Below are 14,814 nucleotides of genomic sequence, written 5' to 3'. Positions count from 1 at the left end.
TTCATGGAAAACCTATAAATTATTCATATTATTACAAACTCAGAAATTTTACTAATTTTAATTTTTAGTTAAGTCTCTGTCCTCTGCAATCTCTCAATCATACATGGAGTTAACAAATATAGCAATTGACCAAAATATTAAGCCTTTTTTACGTTGGGCTGGTGGAAAAACTTGGCTTCTTAAATATTTAAAAAATATTAAGAATACAAAATTTAATAATTACCATGAGGCTTTTCTTGGTGGTGCAGCTACATATTTTTATTTGCAACCTAATGGGCATGCTTATTTGTCTGATCTAAATGGAGAATTGATAGAGACGTACCAAACGATAAAAGATAGTGCTGAAGATGTGATAAAGAAATTGGAAACATTCAAAAATGCCGAGGAGGATTATTATCAAATAAGATCAACTATTTTTGAAAATTCTGTTGAACGCGCGGCCAGATTTATATATTTAAATCAAACATCCTATAATGGAATTTATCGAGTAAATTTAAAAGGAAAGTATAATGTACCTTTTGGTTTTAGAACTAAGAATTTCCTCGATAAAGAAAATATACTTTCTGCGCAAAAAGCATTAAGAAATACCTCTCTTAAGCATTGTGATTTTTATGATGTATTAAATAACGTTAAAAGTGGCGATCTGGTATTCCTCGATCCTCCATATACGGTTTCCCATAATCTAAATGGATTTATAAAATATAACGAGAAGATTTTTTCCCTTGAAGATCAAATTAGGTTAAGTAAGCTAATTGACGAACTGAAAAATATAGGGGCTTATTATATCCTAACAAACGCTGCTCACAAAACAATTGAAGAAATTTTTGACAAAGGCGATAGGCAATTTGAATTCAAGAGAGCCAGTCTTATAGGAGGTACTAATTCTGAAAGAGGTCAGACCAGTGAGTTTGTTTTTACCAATGCTGACTTATGACCGAAGAATTAAAAACTAAGCTTATCGGTAAACTGATTACAGATACTGATATTACAAGAGAGCTAAGAATTAAAAAGCCAGATTCTTATTTTGAAAGTGTGTCGAACAGCTCTGCACTCTTGAAAGAAAAACTGTCATTAGGTTGGGAGTTAAAGGCAGAACTTAAGACTAAAACTCGAATATATAAAAAGAAGCCTTCAGATATTGCTTTTGAAGACAAAGTTTGGACACTTTTTGCGCTTCTAGGATTCAAACTTTTAAATAAGGATCGTCATTTTCATATACCCTATGACAAAAGAGATTGTAATCTTACTCATCAGGTAGATGTATTTGCTAAAGATGATGAAACAGTCTTAATTATTGAATGTAGATCAACATCAAAAGATAAAATTGGAGATTTTAAACAAGAATTGGAAGCAATGAAAAGTAAGAAATCAGGTATAATTAATACCATTTCAGCTTTATTTCCAACCACTAAGCCTAAGTTTAAATACATACTAGCAACGAGTAAGCTTGGAGTATCAGATAACGATCAACTTAGATTAGAAAATATTGATGGCATCCATTTTTCAGAGGAAATAATTGATTACTACTATTTACTGCATTCTCAAATTGGTGTTGCAGCAAGATATCAATTACTTGGAAGTTTGTTTGCAGGGCAAGATATCCCTGATTTAGAGAATAGGATACCTGCGATTGAAGGTAAAATGGGGGGCCACACTTACTACTCATTTTCAATTGAACCGGAAAAGCTTCTTAAAATCGGTTTTGTTCTTCATAGGAATAAAGCGAATGAAAATATGATGCCGACCTATCAACGATTAATAAAAAAGGCTAGATTAAGGGAAATACACACTTTCATTGATGAAGATAAGGGCTATTTCCCAAATTCGGTCATCATAAATATTGTTTCTGATAAAAACAAGAAACTTGTCTTTGATCAAAGTAATAATCAAGTTTCAGATGCTATTTCTAAGATTGGTGTTCTTCATTTACCGAAAAAATATAGGTCGGCATATATTATTGATGGACAACATAGATTATATGGTTACTCAAATTCACAATATAAGTCAAGTAACACAATTCCTGTCGTTGCATTAGTAAATTTGGACAGATCTGAACAAGTGAGACTTTTCATGCAGATTAATGAAAACCAGAAAGCCGTTCCAAAAGATCTTAGAAATACTCTTGATGCGGATTTGCTGTGGGATTCAGATAGTTATGTTGATCAGATTAAAGCTCTAAAATCAAAAATTGCCATTAATCTTGGTGAAAATAGAAAGTCGCCTTTCTTTGGTAAAATCTCGATTGGCGAAGATAAACGAGCTATTACTACTGAACATATAAATCTTGCTCTAAATAGATCCGATTTTTTGGGTAAGGTAAAGAGACACGAAATCGAAAAACTAGGCACATTTTATACCGGAGATTTGGATAAGGCCTACAATAATATCTCAGAATTTCTTTTTAAGGCATTCGGATATTTAAAAGAAAGCTTAGAGGAAATGTGGGAGCAAGACGGAAATATCATTGTAATAAATAAGGGTTTTTATGGGATTACGATGTTACTTAACGACTTAATCAACCATTTGCTTAAAACAGAAATTGCTAAATCAACCACCAATATTAAAACAGTATTTGAAGAGATTAAAACCTACTTGGATACAATAATTCATTTTTACAAAGATCTTAGCGACACTAAGACAGCCGAATTGAAGACAGCTTATGGCACTCCTGGAGATGCCAAGTACTGGAGAACTTTACAGGCTGCAATGCGTGAAAATCATCCTGAGGTACATTACGAAGGACTTGATGAATATTTGAAAAAGGAAGAAAAGGAGAATAACGAAAAAGCATTTAAGCTTATTAGAGAAATTGAAAATACATTTCTAAAAATTAGAGTGAGAGAAAAGCTTGAAGAGGAATTTGGTAAAAACTGGTTTAAAAAGGGAGTCCCAGAAAAAATTTATTCTGAAGCTACTTTACTTGCAGCAAAGAAAAACCGAGATATTGAAGATGAAGATGATGAGAAAGAACCTTGGGATCAACTTCATTTAATCGACTATCGTGAGATAATTCTCAAAAGTTGGCAGAAACTATTTGAAAATAGCTTTACAAAGCCTGGTGAGGAAAAGATTTCAGGAGGTAAGGAAAACAAAACAAAATGGATGGTTGAGTTAAACCGAATTCGTAATGAAAATTATCATACATATTATGTCACTAGCGAAGAACTTTCGTTTATTGAGGAAATTCACGACTGGTTACGTGGATAATATGAAATTGTTTTATTGTTATGAATAATGAAAAAGAGCTTTGGTAAATCTCTTAATATCATTGTAATTTATGTCTATTAAAAAAATATCTAGAATGGCTTTCAACTAAGTAAGTATGAGAAATGATGAAAAATTTAGCTAAAAACATTGTGCTGTATTTTTGTAATATAAACTACCCTGCGCTAGGTAAAAGTACGCAAGAAGTCTTGTGGATGACAGTGATTGCTTTTATTCCACTAATCTTGAATATTATAATAGCATCAATACAACTAGACAATATTCCAGGAGCATTTAAAGAGAAAATAATTCCGGGAGAAATGCTGTCCTACTGTCTAAGTTTTATCGCGCCTTCAATTTACTTACTGGTCAAGACACATGGTACAGGATACAAATTGCCATTAGTGAAGCTGTTTTTTATGTCAACATTTATTATTTACGCGTGTACAATAGCACTGTATTTAATAGCAAAGAATAAATGGGTTGCCGAAATAAATTTGGAAAAGCATGAATTTGACCTCTACTTTAAACTTTCCATGATTTTTCTTTCTTTAACAGTTATTTTTAGAATTTATTCAATCTACCATGGAAGTTATTCTAATTGGACTGCGACTAGAAACAATCAACAAGCTGGATTTAATAACAAATTCACTGCCAGTTTAAATCAAAGTAAATAATGGAGACGAATCAAATTAGTTTTTCTGTAATAAGAATAACGCAACCAGTGGGTGATTTTTTTATTGGAAATATTGGGGCTAGGGATCTTGTTTCTATATCATATTCAGATGTTCGAAGAATTGAAGGCGAACAAAGGGACGTAGAAAAGTATTTAGGAGTACAGCGACCTTTAGATAAAGATCGAGTAAGGAAAATAAAGCAATATCTCAGGTCTCCGGACGCTTCATTTCCTACTGGTGTGGTGTTGGCTATTGATCAGAACTGCGCAGAATATGATCAAAATGGCACACTAACATTAAAAAGTTATAAGGCAGAGTTTGAAGAAGATTCAATTCCAATCAATAGAGTAGCGAAAGTTCTGGATGGACAACATAGAATTGGAGCTTTTTTAAATGATAATCATACATTCGATGCAAGCCTTAATGATTTGGGTGAAAGTTTTCAATTTAATGTAGTAGTTTTTATCGGACTAGATATAGATGAACAAGCTAACATATTTGCTACGGTAAATTTAGCTCAAACTAAAGTTAACAAAAGTTTAGTCTACGATCTTGAAGGACTGTCCAGGACAAGAAGTCCATTTAGAACATGCCATCAAATTGCTGTTGCATTGGATAGTGCCGATGAAAGGAGTCCTCTTTATGAAAGAATCAAAAGATTGGGAGTGAAAACTAAAGGACGTGAAACATCTGAACCTCTTACCCAAGCTGGTTTTGTAGAGTCTCTAATAAAACTGATTTCTCCTGACCCTTTCGCTGATAGAACTTTATATATGAAGGGCAAAATTCCTCGTCGCATGGAGCTCGCCGAACTTAGGAAGTACCCATTCAGAAACTTATTTGTTGGTGAAAGAGATAATGATATCGCAGTTATCATATTTAATTACTTTACAAGTATTCAGCGACAATGGCCTATCGCTTGGAATAATAAAGAACAAGAGGGGAATATTTTGCCAAGGTCAAATGCTTTTAAGGCCTTGATGAGATTTTTAAAAATTGCCTATTTAAACTTGGTGGGGGACGACATAGGCAGAATACCGACAATTGAAGAGTTCCAAAATATATTTTCAGATCTACATGTTGCTGATAATGACTTTACTTCAGGTAATTTTAAGCCAGGCAGTGGTGGAGAATCGGCATTTTATAAACTTTTAATAGGGGAAAAGACAATAGCCGATCTTAAAGCTTGATTTGAGCCAGAGTCTATCATTAATTGAATACTGTGAGTAGACGAAGATTGGGGGGGCTACTGTTGAAACGTTCATCTCGGTCTCCGTTTATATATCTCCAAGTGATACTCAATAACTTGGGGATCACTTGGAACGGATTCGTCTTCGATAAATCCTATTTTGATTTCGGAACGGCTATTTTATTAATGTCTAGTTGAATTGTTGGTTGTTTCGGCTAAAATAACTAGGTTAGTAAAAATAACATCTCATGGCATCAGACGCGTTCGATATTTTTAATGCATCTAAAATCTATCCCAATCCAGAACATATATTTGGAACACATCAAATATCTTTATCTCAAATTAAAGATAATTGTATTTTCATTCTTGATACAAATGCATTGCTAGTTCCCTACAGTACAGGCGCGGGAAGCCTAACAGAAATCGGCAAGATTTATGCACTTTTGAAATCAAAGAATCAATTATTAATCCCCGATCAAGTGGCTAGAGAATTTGCGAATAATCGCCCAAAAAAAATAGGGGAGATGTTCGATGCTATCAACAAAAAAAGGAATGGAATTCCGAATCTTTCCATCGGCCAATATCCACTAATGGAAGGTATGGAGGGATATACGGAAGCACTTGGTATCGAATTGGAGATGAAGGATATCTTAAAGCGATATCATGCCAGTATTGGTAAAATTGTTAATGAAGTCAAAAATTGGTCATGGGATGATCCAGTGAGCTTAATCTACAGGGAAATCTTTACGCCTGAAATTGTTATAAAATTGGAATTCGATAAGGATCAGATCAAAAAAAATCTTGCTTATCGTTATTTGCATAAAATTCCTCCTGGTTATAAAGACAGCTCTAAAGATGATGATGGAATAGGGGACTACTTAATTTGGCTTGCAATTCTTCAAGTTGGTCGCAGCAAGAAAAACGTCGTATTTGTATCAGGTGAAGAAAAGCCTGATTGGTATCATAAAAGTGATAAGACTGCTCTATTTCCCAGATTTGAATTGATTACGGAATTCAACGATTTATCTGAAGGACATCATTTTCAAATTATCAGGCTATCTGATCTACTTAAGATAATGGGAGCAGACTCAGGAGCTATTGAACAAGTAAAGGAAGAAGAAATTTCCATCCGACATACAGGGTTCTCTGGTTATGCTTCAACGGCCGAGATAGCGGTTCGAAACTTCTATCTTCATAAATATGGAGATGTGGTTCTTGTCGATGAAATGCGTTACCAGGTCGATTTTGAATATCTTGATGGCGACCGAAAAATTGGTGTCATAATTAGTAATATAGAAACCAGCATGCGGAGACTGGAAAAGACAATAAGAAATTTGTTTGCACATATTGATACAAGTATTTATGATGAATGTGATTTTGTTATTGTCGGCGAATCTCACGATAATAACTTTGAAATTCTCGTCGAACGTGCGGAGTCAATGATTTATAGATTTAATCATAATGCATTTGAAGTGAATGTTAAGTATGGTTATCTTGATTACGGGACATTCGTAGAAATATCAGACGGAAGGAAGCAAATTAAATTATTCTAACCATTAAGCGCATTTGTTATCTTCATGAATATCCTTGTTCCATTAAACTATAAAGATGCCTTCGGAAAGGATACTCCAGAAAATTACATTGATTTTATTGCAGGATATCCGAAGAATCAGCTAATGGCGCGTATGTCTTTCCTGGTCGGACAGGCAAAAGCATATATGGATGCTGTTGTTCAGGAAAACAAGATTACCACGCATTAGCAGAGATGTAAAATTCATTACTAACCTGAAATCAATTATTTTTATTACTTTAAATTCCTGAATTGACTTGAACTATATGAATTCCGTGCTAATCCCTTTTTTATTTTCTTTATTAGAAATCTACGATATCCAGCAGAAGTTTTTAACTATGGGGTTTTAGTATGTCTGGAACAAGAAAACATACACCCTTAAGCAATCGCGATTTTACAGATATTTTAAACGGCGCATTGAGATACGACGCGGTTTTTAATTCAGTTTATCGAGCAGAGGAAAGAATTGGTGACTTCATCGTTTTGGAAAATTATGAAATAGCCCCTGATGAATCTGGTATAGTCGAGATTAAAAGTGCAGTTAAGCCATTAATCGTTACATTTCTAAATTGTATTATAAAAGAAATCGAAATTAGTGTCACAATTAATGAATTGATTTTAGAAAATTGTGAAATTGATAGGATAATTTTTACGTCCGGGGTTGTGGATAAAATGACAGTCAAAACCCCCAAAAAAGCCATTCAAGAAATACTAATAAATAAATCTCTTCTTAGTGAGCTAAATATAGATGGTGTGGTGAATAATTTATTTTACAAGGGCAATGATCCAAACAAAATCTCAAAGGGAAACTTAAATGGAGTAATTAAAAAGCTAGAGTTACATGATTGTAATTCGGTTAGTCTTCAAGCTAAAGGAATTATTGAAGAATGTTCAATTGTAAATTCAGACTATCCGTTTCAAAGAATACCAGTAACAATACAGAAACTGAAGATTTTCTCTGTCAAAAAGGGTGAGATTCATATTCGGGGACTCTTTGAATCCGTGCACTTTATTGATGTAAATGTTAACATTTACATTTCAACTTTTACTTGCATTAATGACTTTACAATCGAGCAGAGACAAAGCAATCAGATTAAAATCAATCTAATTGATACTTACATTGGTGGTGCACTCATACTAAATAATGTCGCTCCTGAATTGACCACCTTGTTAGATGATAATGATAACAAATTTATATTTATTAATAAACTTGAAATAAAAAAGTCTCTGATTAATGTTTCTATAAGAAGCATCATAGGCGAAAAGTCTATTCATATTAATCACCTCTCATTTACAAATATTCATCTGAACAAGGATGTATATTGGTCGCTCCAAGGGATCTATCTGGAATCAATTTCCTTTATAAATTTCAGGAATGCAGGCGTAGGGAATATTTCAAATACGATAAGTGGAAGCTTTCTGCCTTCAACAATGAATTATCAGGAATTCCTAGAAATATATAAGAATGAGGAGTTGAAGTCTAGCTTTTTTATTGAACACTGTCTCCAAAAAGATAAGTATCGACGGTATGAACTGTATTTAAGATCTAGTGATCTCGGGAAAATTAATTTTATGGATACTGATTTTTCTGAATTTAAATTGTCCTTTTACAGTACAAAGCTCAGTGAAATATTTTTGGCTGGTAGTAAAATGCCTAAAACTGTTAGAGCTATTGAAACCGGGACGATTAATAAAGATTTAAAACACCAGGAAAGAATCGCAAATTCTCAGTTGAAAAAGCTTCATGAGCAACAAGGAGATCTGCTTGCAGCCAATGATTATTTTGCTAATGAAATGAATGCATATAATGAATCTCTTAGCTGGCGACTTTTTTTCTGGGAAAAACTGCCTCTTGTTTTAAATCGAATATCTTCGAATCATGGTCAAAGCTGGATACGAGCGCTAAGTACGACATTAATTATTTCAGTCATTTTTTATATGATATTTCTTAAAAGCATGGATTATACTCTGGCAGATCCACTCGATAAAGGAAATTTATCATTGTTTTTTCATACAAGTTCATTTTTTCTGGATTTTATTAATCCACTTCATAAATTAGATACGTTCGAAGATCTTAATGGAATTAAGGAATTTCGAGCCTCAACAAGGTTTATTGATGGAATTGCAAGAATCTTTATTGCTTATTTTGTTTACCAGCTGATTCAGGCTTTTAGAAAGCACGGTAGGTCGAAATAGTATATATTCCTATGTAGGTTTGATTTTGAATTGCGCTCACGATTTAAATGCTCTTAAGTTTAATTTACGGTAGTAATTAGGAGTACCCAATCTTTCCTATGCAAGCTATTCACTTTTGTTCTAACTAAAATGAATAGTCATGGAAAACAATACAAACGAACTCTAGTTTAACGCTACATTGGATGCAGGTTTTCAATCGCTACTATTAAACATTTATTGGATGTTGCCACCGAGTTTAAAAACGATGATATCCGTACCAAGAAACTTGGCTTAACGGAGGACAAACTTGCTTTTTACGATTTGCTTTCGGCCAATGAAAAAATTATCAATCAAGCCGGATCTATTCTGGATTTGGTGCATAAAGTAGTGGCTTTGGTCAAGAAAAACCTCCAGCTGGATTGGACTAAAAAAGAAGATGCCCGCTCTGCTATTCGTTTAGCTGTTAAAAAGGAATTGAAAGGGAAAGTTCCATTTTCTGAATTAGATAATCTATTGAAAGAAGTACAGGAGTAAGCAGAAGGCCAGTATAAGGACTGGCCGATGATGGCTTAGTACGAATTCTATAAAAACTAGAACAAAGCAGAGTAGTGCCTATGGTCATGGTAGTGTCAATAATAGATGTCTTTTGGAATAGTGCTTTGTTGTAAGGCCAAAAGCTTCTTTGCCTTCTTGTTTCTAGTTGAATCAAATCATTAAAACTGGCTGGCCCTTTGTTAGGATTTGACCACAGTTTCGCTATCCCCAGAATATGCTAGAGTATATTGGATAAAGAACATATTAGTCATGATATTTCTATTAAATTAATAATGTTAATAAATATTGTCTTTATAATTAACATAAAGCCCTGATAATATCTATATTTGACGTACAACTAAATGTCCATATGTTTTATATAACTAACTACTATTCAAAATAAGACCTGGTGGAGATCGGGTGAAAGTCCCGGGCAATACAATGCGGATTGTTTGGTTGTGCCACCATCAGGTTTTTTTAACAAATAGTTATGAAGTACACTAAAAGCAAAGTCAGAACACAAAAAGTCGTTCGGTCATTAAAAGTCCAACCACAAATCCGTTTCAATCGTAACAGCAGAACCATCTATCCTCAAATCATACTCTCCGGAAATTGGTTGAATAGTTTAGGCTTTGCTCCCAATTCACATGTATGGATAACCACCAGTAACAGGAAACTAGTCATTATACCGATGAGTTATCGCTGATGAAATTTTTTCCAGGATGTATCTCTATGGAGTAATATTTCATAGAGATATATTCTAAAAAACAGATAAATAGGTTAATAATGGATGAATGCCAACAATGGCTTTATGGACCAAGTACATAAGCGATTTTACAACTATAACCCATGAGACCAAGACCATTATTAATGGTATCTCTAAATGATACCTTACTAAAAAAAGGAATGTCTTTTTTTTGCGTCTTTCCAATAACTAAAGCAAATACAATTTGATATTGATGGGGATTGTACGGCTCAGGAAGTATATTCGCTTTACACCCATAATCGACTAGATGTTTGAGGAATTCTTTGCGCATTTCTTCGTCTTGTGTAAGAATTTGACCGCTGAATGCACCCTGCCTGAATAGATGACTTATTTCTGTAGAGCTTTTTCCCATTTTAACATGAAAAAAGGTCCTCGTGTCGCTGTCATATACGTCACATACTTCATTGCGATCCTTCCCAATAGATTTGGATTTTGCAGCAGCATGCCCTAAATCGAACAGATATCTGCTTTTTCGACTCTTGCTGAGTACTGCATTGTAATCACTCTCCTTGGCTTCTGCATCAGTACGTGTTGGCATATCATGTGGATCCAGTATCCTTTCAGAATAGAACTTATTGACCAGACTGAAAAAATCCGGCGCAACCGCATACCAGCTACCCTCCGAAAGAATATACTTATTTCCATTATACTCTGTTTCCCATGAAAGGCAACGTTGAAGTGGCCAATTTAGATTTGTGCCATTATCTTTGAGCAGGTTTACTTTGTAGCTATCGATATTTTCAGGAGTGATTTCTTTTCTGGCTTCTCCAACTGAGTTTTTCCAATTCAACATATCAGGCATTTCGAAAGAATCTTTCTTACTTAATCTGCTACGATCCCCGGTAGAGAATACAAAACCGTTGCAATCAAAGATTAATTCATAGTATTCAGGTGGTGCAAAAAGCATGTTTTCAAACCTGGCCGTCTTTAAGTTTTTAGCGAGCTGTTTGACAAGTTCACTAATGAGGGATTTGTCACGAATCATGGCTATATTATCGATCCATGGATAGTCCTGTTTATAATTGTCAGATAGGTAGTGTTTTAAAACCTCGGTGCATAAGCTTTTTAGCTTCAAAAGCCCCTCTATGCCTTTAACCAGTCGTAAGCTATCTTTGCCATCCATGGATTCGCCAAGTGGATGATCTTTTGGCAGCTTGCCTGTAATCCCTCTTAGTATATCCTTTTGCTTATTAATTCCGAACTCTTCAGGTGTGGAACCAATTGGCGCCTTCTTTTTTGTCTTTTGAGAGTTGATCTCCGGTGTTGTGGTATCAATCTGCCTGATCTCCGATTTCTCAATGCAGTTTAGCGCGGTCTTCAGCCCAAAATTGTAATCGGTTTTAGTTAAATCCATCAAATGAATTCCAGAACCCAATGGTATGGCCAAAAGTCGATCAGCAACTTTAAGAATGAGAACAGCTTGCGAAGAGGAGTTTTTGAAAGGAGTTGTACTCATTTTAAATGCCTCATTCAAATAGTTAGCCCAATCGGGAGTATTGTTTTTACTGAATATGTAATAAACGGATACCCCATCCTGTTCTTCTGTGTGAAGTCTTTTACCCTTCTTAAAAATCTGTTTTGGATCTTTAACATGGTCTTTGATTAGATAAATTGTTGGTTTGATCGCAGTCATCTTAGATTGTTTTTGTTCGAAAACTTAAAGGTATTTAGTCATTTCCGGCCTTTCTTACGGTAAACCGTAGCCATTAGGTAAAGTGATACGGAGGGTTACGGTTTCCCGTAAGGTTCAGAAGTCATCTAACTGTATTTTTGATAAAAGAAATCCGGTTTTTATGGCAAGAATTATTCTTCAAAATAGCGAGTTCGCTCCAGACACGGCTAAAAAACAAACGTTATCCATGGGATTCGTAAGTGATAGAGATTTACTAAAAAAACGTTCAGGGAAATATCTTGACTTTATCGCAGGACTAGATGCCAAATCCTTAACCGATACAAAAGGAATGGAAGAGCTTATGAATGCAATTCGTGAGGAGTTTGGTACAGCGGAATTAGCTGGCCTGCCTTTGGGTATCGTGTCGAAATGCTTTTTAGGGCATCCTTATGAAGTGCATACGCTTGATTTAAGCGGTAGTCAAATCATCAGACATTACAAGAAAAATGAACCCATGGAGGCTGATTTTGAAAAGGCTAGGACGCTGGCAAAGCATAATGCTTATTCAATGGTAGAAATCTATAAGGATAAAATGATTTTAATCCGTGAAGACGGAACCGCTACAAAATTATAATTTAAATTAATCTCTGATAATATGTCACAACAAGTAATCTCTTACGCCGACCTTTCCATCATTAACAGTGCGTTACGGTCAATCTCGTCAGATATGTCGGGGGTACATTCTGAATTGGGAACGTTAAATTTCAAACAGGACCAGATAGAAGATGATCTCACAAAGTTAGCCGATTCTTTCGCCAGATTTGTGAATGCCGATTTGAAACATAAGGCACTGCAACTTGCGGAAACCCGACAGGGAAATCTAAAGCAGGATTTACAAATTAAATTTGGGTACTATGCTGAATTGCGGAGAATGGCAACCGGCATTTTACAGGGTGTTGATGTTGGTATAGTTAGCGATGACACCTTGAGATTCAGTACTGAAGAGGTCATGATCAAAGCACCTGGTTATTGGTTAGCACCGGCATTGGTCGCATTAGCCGCCTGGATTAGAGACGATCGTGACAACAATGAGAAAGCGCTTACGGAAGCCCTGAAAAGAGACGATTACAAGACCACACTTTTCTTTCTGTTGTTAATGAGGAGGCTTCAAAGAAATGATGCGAGCCTGAAATGGTTGGAGCGTTATTTTATGCACCAAAACCCTCATCATCTTGATAGAGAATTTATCATCATACTGGAAGCGGTAACTACTGGTGTATTCCCTCCGGCGGCAAGGCAATTTATGATGACGAATGTAAAGAGCTGGTTGGATCAACTGACACAGGGCGACCTGTTTATCAATGAACAAAAAATTCAATGGATACGTTTCTTCAAAGCAATGGGGCCGCTGTCAAATGATAAATATCCTTTGCTAGAAAAATTTTCAACGAATTGGGAATTACTCGAAGCCTCTTTACGGGAGGCTAAAGCACATGAGGTCATATGCGCTCATTTCAAGAGTATTGTTGCTGCCTCCGCCGATTTTTCAAAAAGCACAAAAGTCCAGTTAGATGAAATCTTGTCGCTCCTGGTCACAAATTTCGATGATGAAGAGTTGCCACTACAGGAACAGGTGAGACTAAACCAACTCATCATTCAAATGGATGGAGATAAAAGTGCCGCACAGGCAGTAATGGACGCTGAGAAAAATATTTTTAGCGAACAGGTAGATTTCCTTCAACTGCTTACAAATGCCTCTTTTAATCCGGAGCTTTCCGGGGTAACAAAGGTAACGCAATCACTCGCTGTTTCCATTAGTCAACCATGGATTATAGAGGCTTATGACACCTATACAGCAGAGAGCAGAAATGGGATACCACAAACTATCGAACTTCATATTGATGGTTTTAAAGTCAGTACCAGTAATGGAAGTGATGAAACTGAGCTCATTGAAAAGCAAAATACATACTATCAAAATGTCCTGACCATAGAACTTGGAAAACTTTCATTTCCATATGGCGACGTTATTATCGGAGCCTTAATTTTCCTGGGTGGCATTTGGGCATTTACATCAAGTGTTATTGCGGGATTAATCGGACTTGGAATAGGAAGTGTTTTGACCTGGAATAGGATTGATAAGTATCGTAAAGCAAAGAAGAAAATTACCGATGATCTGGAGGAGCGGGCGCGTAAAGCAAAAGAAGTATTGAGAGGTTGCATCGCTGAAACTGTAGATTATAGAATTGAACATGCCGCAGAAGATTGCAAGGCCGAACTGGTTTTACAACTGCTTGCATCAATTATACCAGAAGATTTTTCCAGTGTATCCAGAGAGACTGCACGAAGTATTATTTAACTTTTAATCCTACAAAAAATGGTAAATATTATATTAGCCGACGATTCACTACCATCTGAAAACGGCAATAGCCAGGCCAGTAAAGAGAAGATCGTAAGCCCTAATCTGTTTCAAGGCAATACTGAAGCCAAAATTGGCGCAGCCAAATTTCCGGAATGGGACATTGTTCCGCCCAGTCAGTTCATCAATCCGAGAATTAAACCACAGTAATGCCATCAGTAACAACTTACTCAGAATGGACTGATTTGCTTACGCAATTCGGAGATGGAAATGACATCAGTTTAGAAAAGCTAAAGACAGGGACCTTCACAATAGATGCGGGAACTGCTTCCAGGTTCTACCGGAAGGTTGAAGAGGTCTATAAAAAAAGAAAGCAGCATTGGCTTGATCGATTTCAACATTCATTTCGATTGCAAAGTTTTGGGAAAATAGATGATTTTGAGATGCTTTTAAGAAATGGAAAACAGAACCTGTATCCATTAACCGCGTTTATTGCCTTGAAAGGACTGCCTGAAGATTTAAGAAAAACGCTGAAAAAGGATATTGAAGGATTTGTTGCAGAAATTAAGAAATCTTTAAAGGAGAATGTTTCAAAGTCTTCGAATGAAAGGGAAAAGATGCTGATCCTGTTGAATTCGTTCGGAATAAATGGTATTTCTGAAAACACCAAAGTAATCGATGGGAAGGTAAATGAAATCATAGCTGCTACAGGTAGAAAAATAATATTCTAA

At 35.4% G+C, this 14,814-nt stretch carries 14 protein-coding genes; 13 read left to right on the top strand and 1 reads right to left on the bottom strand.

Annotated elements, in window-relative coordinates; translation table 11 throughout:
* The first annotated feature begins 103 nt into the window (after positions 1-103).
* The 9 genes from DBR43_RS30255 (at position 104) to DBR43_RS33555 (ending at position 10,055) form a co-directional block, all read left to right on the top strand.
* Entirely contained in the window at positions 104-934 is an 831-nt protein-coding gene (locus DBR43_RS30255; protein WP_124587088.1) for a DNA adenine methylase, read from the top strand.
* On the top strand, positions 931-3,207 hold the full coding sequence (locus DBR43_RS30250; RefSeq protein WP_124587087.1) for a DGQHR domain-containing protein: 2,277 nt from the start codon (positions 931-933) through the stop codon (positions 3,205-3,207). Before DBR43_RS30255 ends, DBR43_RS30250 begins: the two co-directional genes overlap by 4 nt.
* A gap of 122 nt (positions 3,208-3,329) precedes the next feature.
* The gene (locus DBR43_RS30245; RefSeq protein ID WP_124587086.1) at positions 3,330-3,881 is read left to right on the top strand and encodes a hypothetical protein; all 552 of its coding nucleotides are present in this window, start codon (positions 3,330-3,332) and stop codon (positions 3,879-3,881) included.
* Positions 3,881-5,071 (top strand): DGQHR domain-containing protein, encoded by a 1,191-nt coding sequence (locus tag DBR43_RS30240; protein ID WP_124587085.1) that lies wholly within the window; start codon positions 3,881-3,883, stop codon positions 5,069-5,071. The genes DBR43_RS30245 and DBR43_RS30240 overlap by 1 nt, the downstream gene beginning before the upstream one ends.
* Before the next feature lie 247 nt (positions 5,072-5,318).
* On the top strand, positions 5,319-6,623 hold the full coding sequence (locus DBR43_RS30235; RefSeq protein ID WP_124587084.1) for a PIN domain-containing protein: 1,305 nt from the start codon (positions 5,319-5,321) through the stop codon (positions 6,621-6,623).
* 24 nt (positions 6,624-6,647) lie between these two features.
* Complete coding sequence (locus tag DBR43_RS30230; RefSeq protein WP_124587083.1) at positions 6,648-6,830, top strand: hypothetical protein; 183 nt, start codon at positions 6,648-6,650, stop codon at positions 6,828-6,830.
* A gap of 161 nt (positions 6,831-6,991) precedes the next feature.
* The gene (locus DBR43_RS30225) at positions 6,992-8,836 is read left to right on the top strand and encodes a hypothetical protein (protein ID WP_124587082.1); all 1,845 of its coding nucleotides are present in this window, start codon (positions 6,992-6,994) and stop codon (positions 8,834-8,836) included.
* Between the two features lie 177 nt (positions 8,837-9,013).
* The gene (locus tag DBR43_RS30220; RefSeq protein ID WP_317126015.1) at positions 9,014-9,349 is read left to right on the top strand and encodes a type I restriction enzyme endonuclease domain-containing protein; all 336 of its coding nucleotides are present in this window, start codon (positions 9,014-9,016) and stop codon (positions 9,347-9,349) included.
* 490 nt (positions 9,350-9,839) lie between these two features.
* Complete coding sequence (locus tag DBR43_RS33555; RefSeq protein WP_124587081.1) at positions 9,840-10,055, top strand: SymE family type I addiction module toxin; 216 nt, start codon at positions 9,840-9,842, stop codon at positions 10,053-10,055.
* Between the two features lie 103 nt (positions 10,056-10,158).
* On the opposite strand, the gene DBR43_RS30210 is transcribed toward DBR43_RS33555, so the two are convergent.
* Positions 10,159-11,748 (bottom strand): DUF6119 family protein, encoded by a 1,590-nt coding sequence (locus tag DBR43_RS30210; protein WP_124587080.1) that lies wholly within the window; start codon positions 11,746-11,748, stop codon positions 10,159-10,161.
* Between the two features lie 160 nt (positions 11,749-11,908).
* On the opposite strand from DBR43_RS30210, the gene DBR43_RS30205 reads away from it, so the two are divergent.
* Genes DBR43_RS30205 through DBR43_RS30190 form a run of 4 tightly spaced genes read left to right on the top strand, consistent with a single transcriptional unit; the run spans position 11,909 to position 14,814 of the window.
* Entirely contained in the window at positions 11,909-12,361 is a 453-nt protein-coding gene (locus DBR43_RS30205) for a hypothetical protein (protein WP_124587079.1), read from the top strand.
* Positions 12,362-12,382: 21 nt separating this feature from the next.
* Positions 12,383-14,083, top strand: a complete 1,701-nt coding sequence (locus DBR43_RS30200; protein ID WP_124587078.1) for a hypothetical protein — start codon at positions 12,383-12,385, stop codon at positions 14,081-14,083.
* 18 nt (positions 14,084-14,101) lie between these two features.
* Positions 14,102-14,293, top strand: coding sequence for a hypothetical protein (locus DBR43_RS30195; RefSeq protein WP_124587077.1), 192 nt, complete (start codon positions 14,102-14,104; stop codon positions 14,291-14,293).
* Positions 14,293-14,814, top strand: coding sequence for a hypothetical protein (locus DBR43_RS30190; RefSeq protein ID WP_124587076.1), 522 nt, complete (start codon positions 14,293-14,295; stop codon positions 14,812-14,814). The genes DBR43_RS30195 and DBR43_RS30190 overlap by 1 nt, the downstream gene beginning before the upstream one ends.

It is taken from the genome of Pedobacter sp. KBW06 (assembly GCF_003852525.1).
GTDB lineage: Bacteria > Bacteroidota > Bacteroidia > Sphingobacteriales > Sphingobacteriaceae > Pedobacter.
This window is presented reverse-complemented; position numbering and strand designations above follow the sequence as displayed.

Excerpts from the sequence above, each read along its gene's own strand:
- DBR43_RS30255 (WP_124587088.1), top strand. The coding sequence starts at position 104 with ATGGAGTTAACAAATATAGCAATTGACCAAAATATTAAGCCTTTTTTA.
- DBR43_RS30250 (WP_124587087.1), top strand. The coding sequence starts at position 931 with ATGACCGAAGAATTAAAAACTAAGCTTATCGGTAAACTGATTACAGAT.
- DBR43_RS30245 (WP_124587086.1), top strand. The coding sequence starts at position 3,330 with ATGATGAAAAATTTAGCTAAAAACATTGTGCTGTATTTTTGTAATATA.
- DBR43_RS30240 (WP_124587085.1), top strand. The coding sequence starts at position 3,881 with ATGGAGACGAATCAAATTAGTTTTTCTGTAATAAGAATAACGCAACCA.
- DBR43_RS30235 (WP_124587084.1), top strand. The coding sequence starts at position 5,319 with ATGGCATCAGACGCGTTCGATATTTTTAATGCATCTAAAATCTATCCC.
- DBR43_RS30230 (WP_124587083.1), top strand. The coding sequence starts at position 6,648 with ATGAATATCCTTGTTCCATTAAACTATAAAGATGCCTTCGGAAAGGAT.
- DBR43_RS30225 (WP_124587082.1), top strand. The coding sequence starts at position 6,992 with ATGTCTGGAACAAGAAAACATACACCCTTAAGCAATCGCGATTTTACA.
- DBR43_RS33555 (WP_124587081.1), top strand. The coding sequence starts at position 9,840 with ATGAAGTACACTAAAAGCAAAGTCAGAACACAAAAAGTCGTTCGGTCA.
- DBR43_RS30210 (WP_124587080.1), bottom strand. The coding sequence starts at position 11,748 with ATGACTGCGATCAAACCAACAATTTATCTAATCAAAGACCATGTTAAA.
- DBR43_RS30205 (WP_124587079.1), top strand. The coding sequence starts at position 11,909 with ATGGCAAGAATTATTCTTCAAAATAGCGAGTTCGCTCCAGACACGGCT.
- DBR43_RS30200 (WP_124587078.1), top strand. The coding sequence starts at position 12,383 with ATGTCACAACAAGTAATCTCTTACGCCGACCTTTCCATCATTAACAGT.
- DBR43_RS30195 (WP_124587077.1), top strand. The coding sequence starts at position 14,102 with ATGGTAAATATTATATTAGCCGACGATTCACTACCATCTGAAAACGGC.
- DBR43_RS30190 (WP_124587076.1), top strand. The coding sequence starts at position 14,293 with ATGCCATCAGTAACAACTTACTCAGAATGGACTGATTTGCTTACGCAA.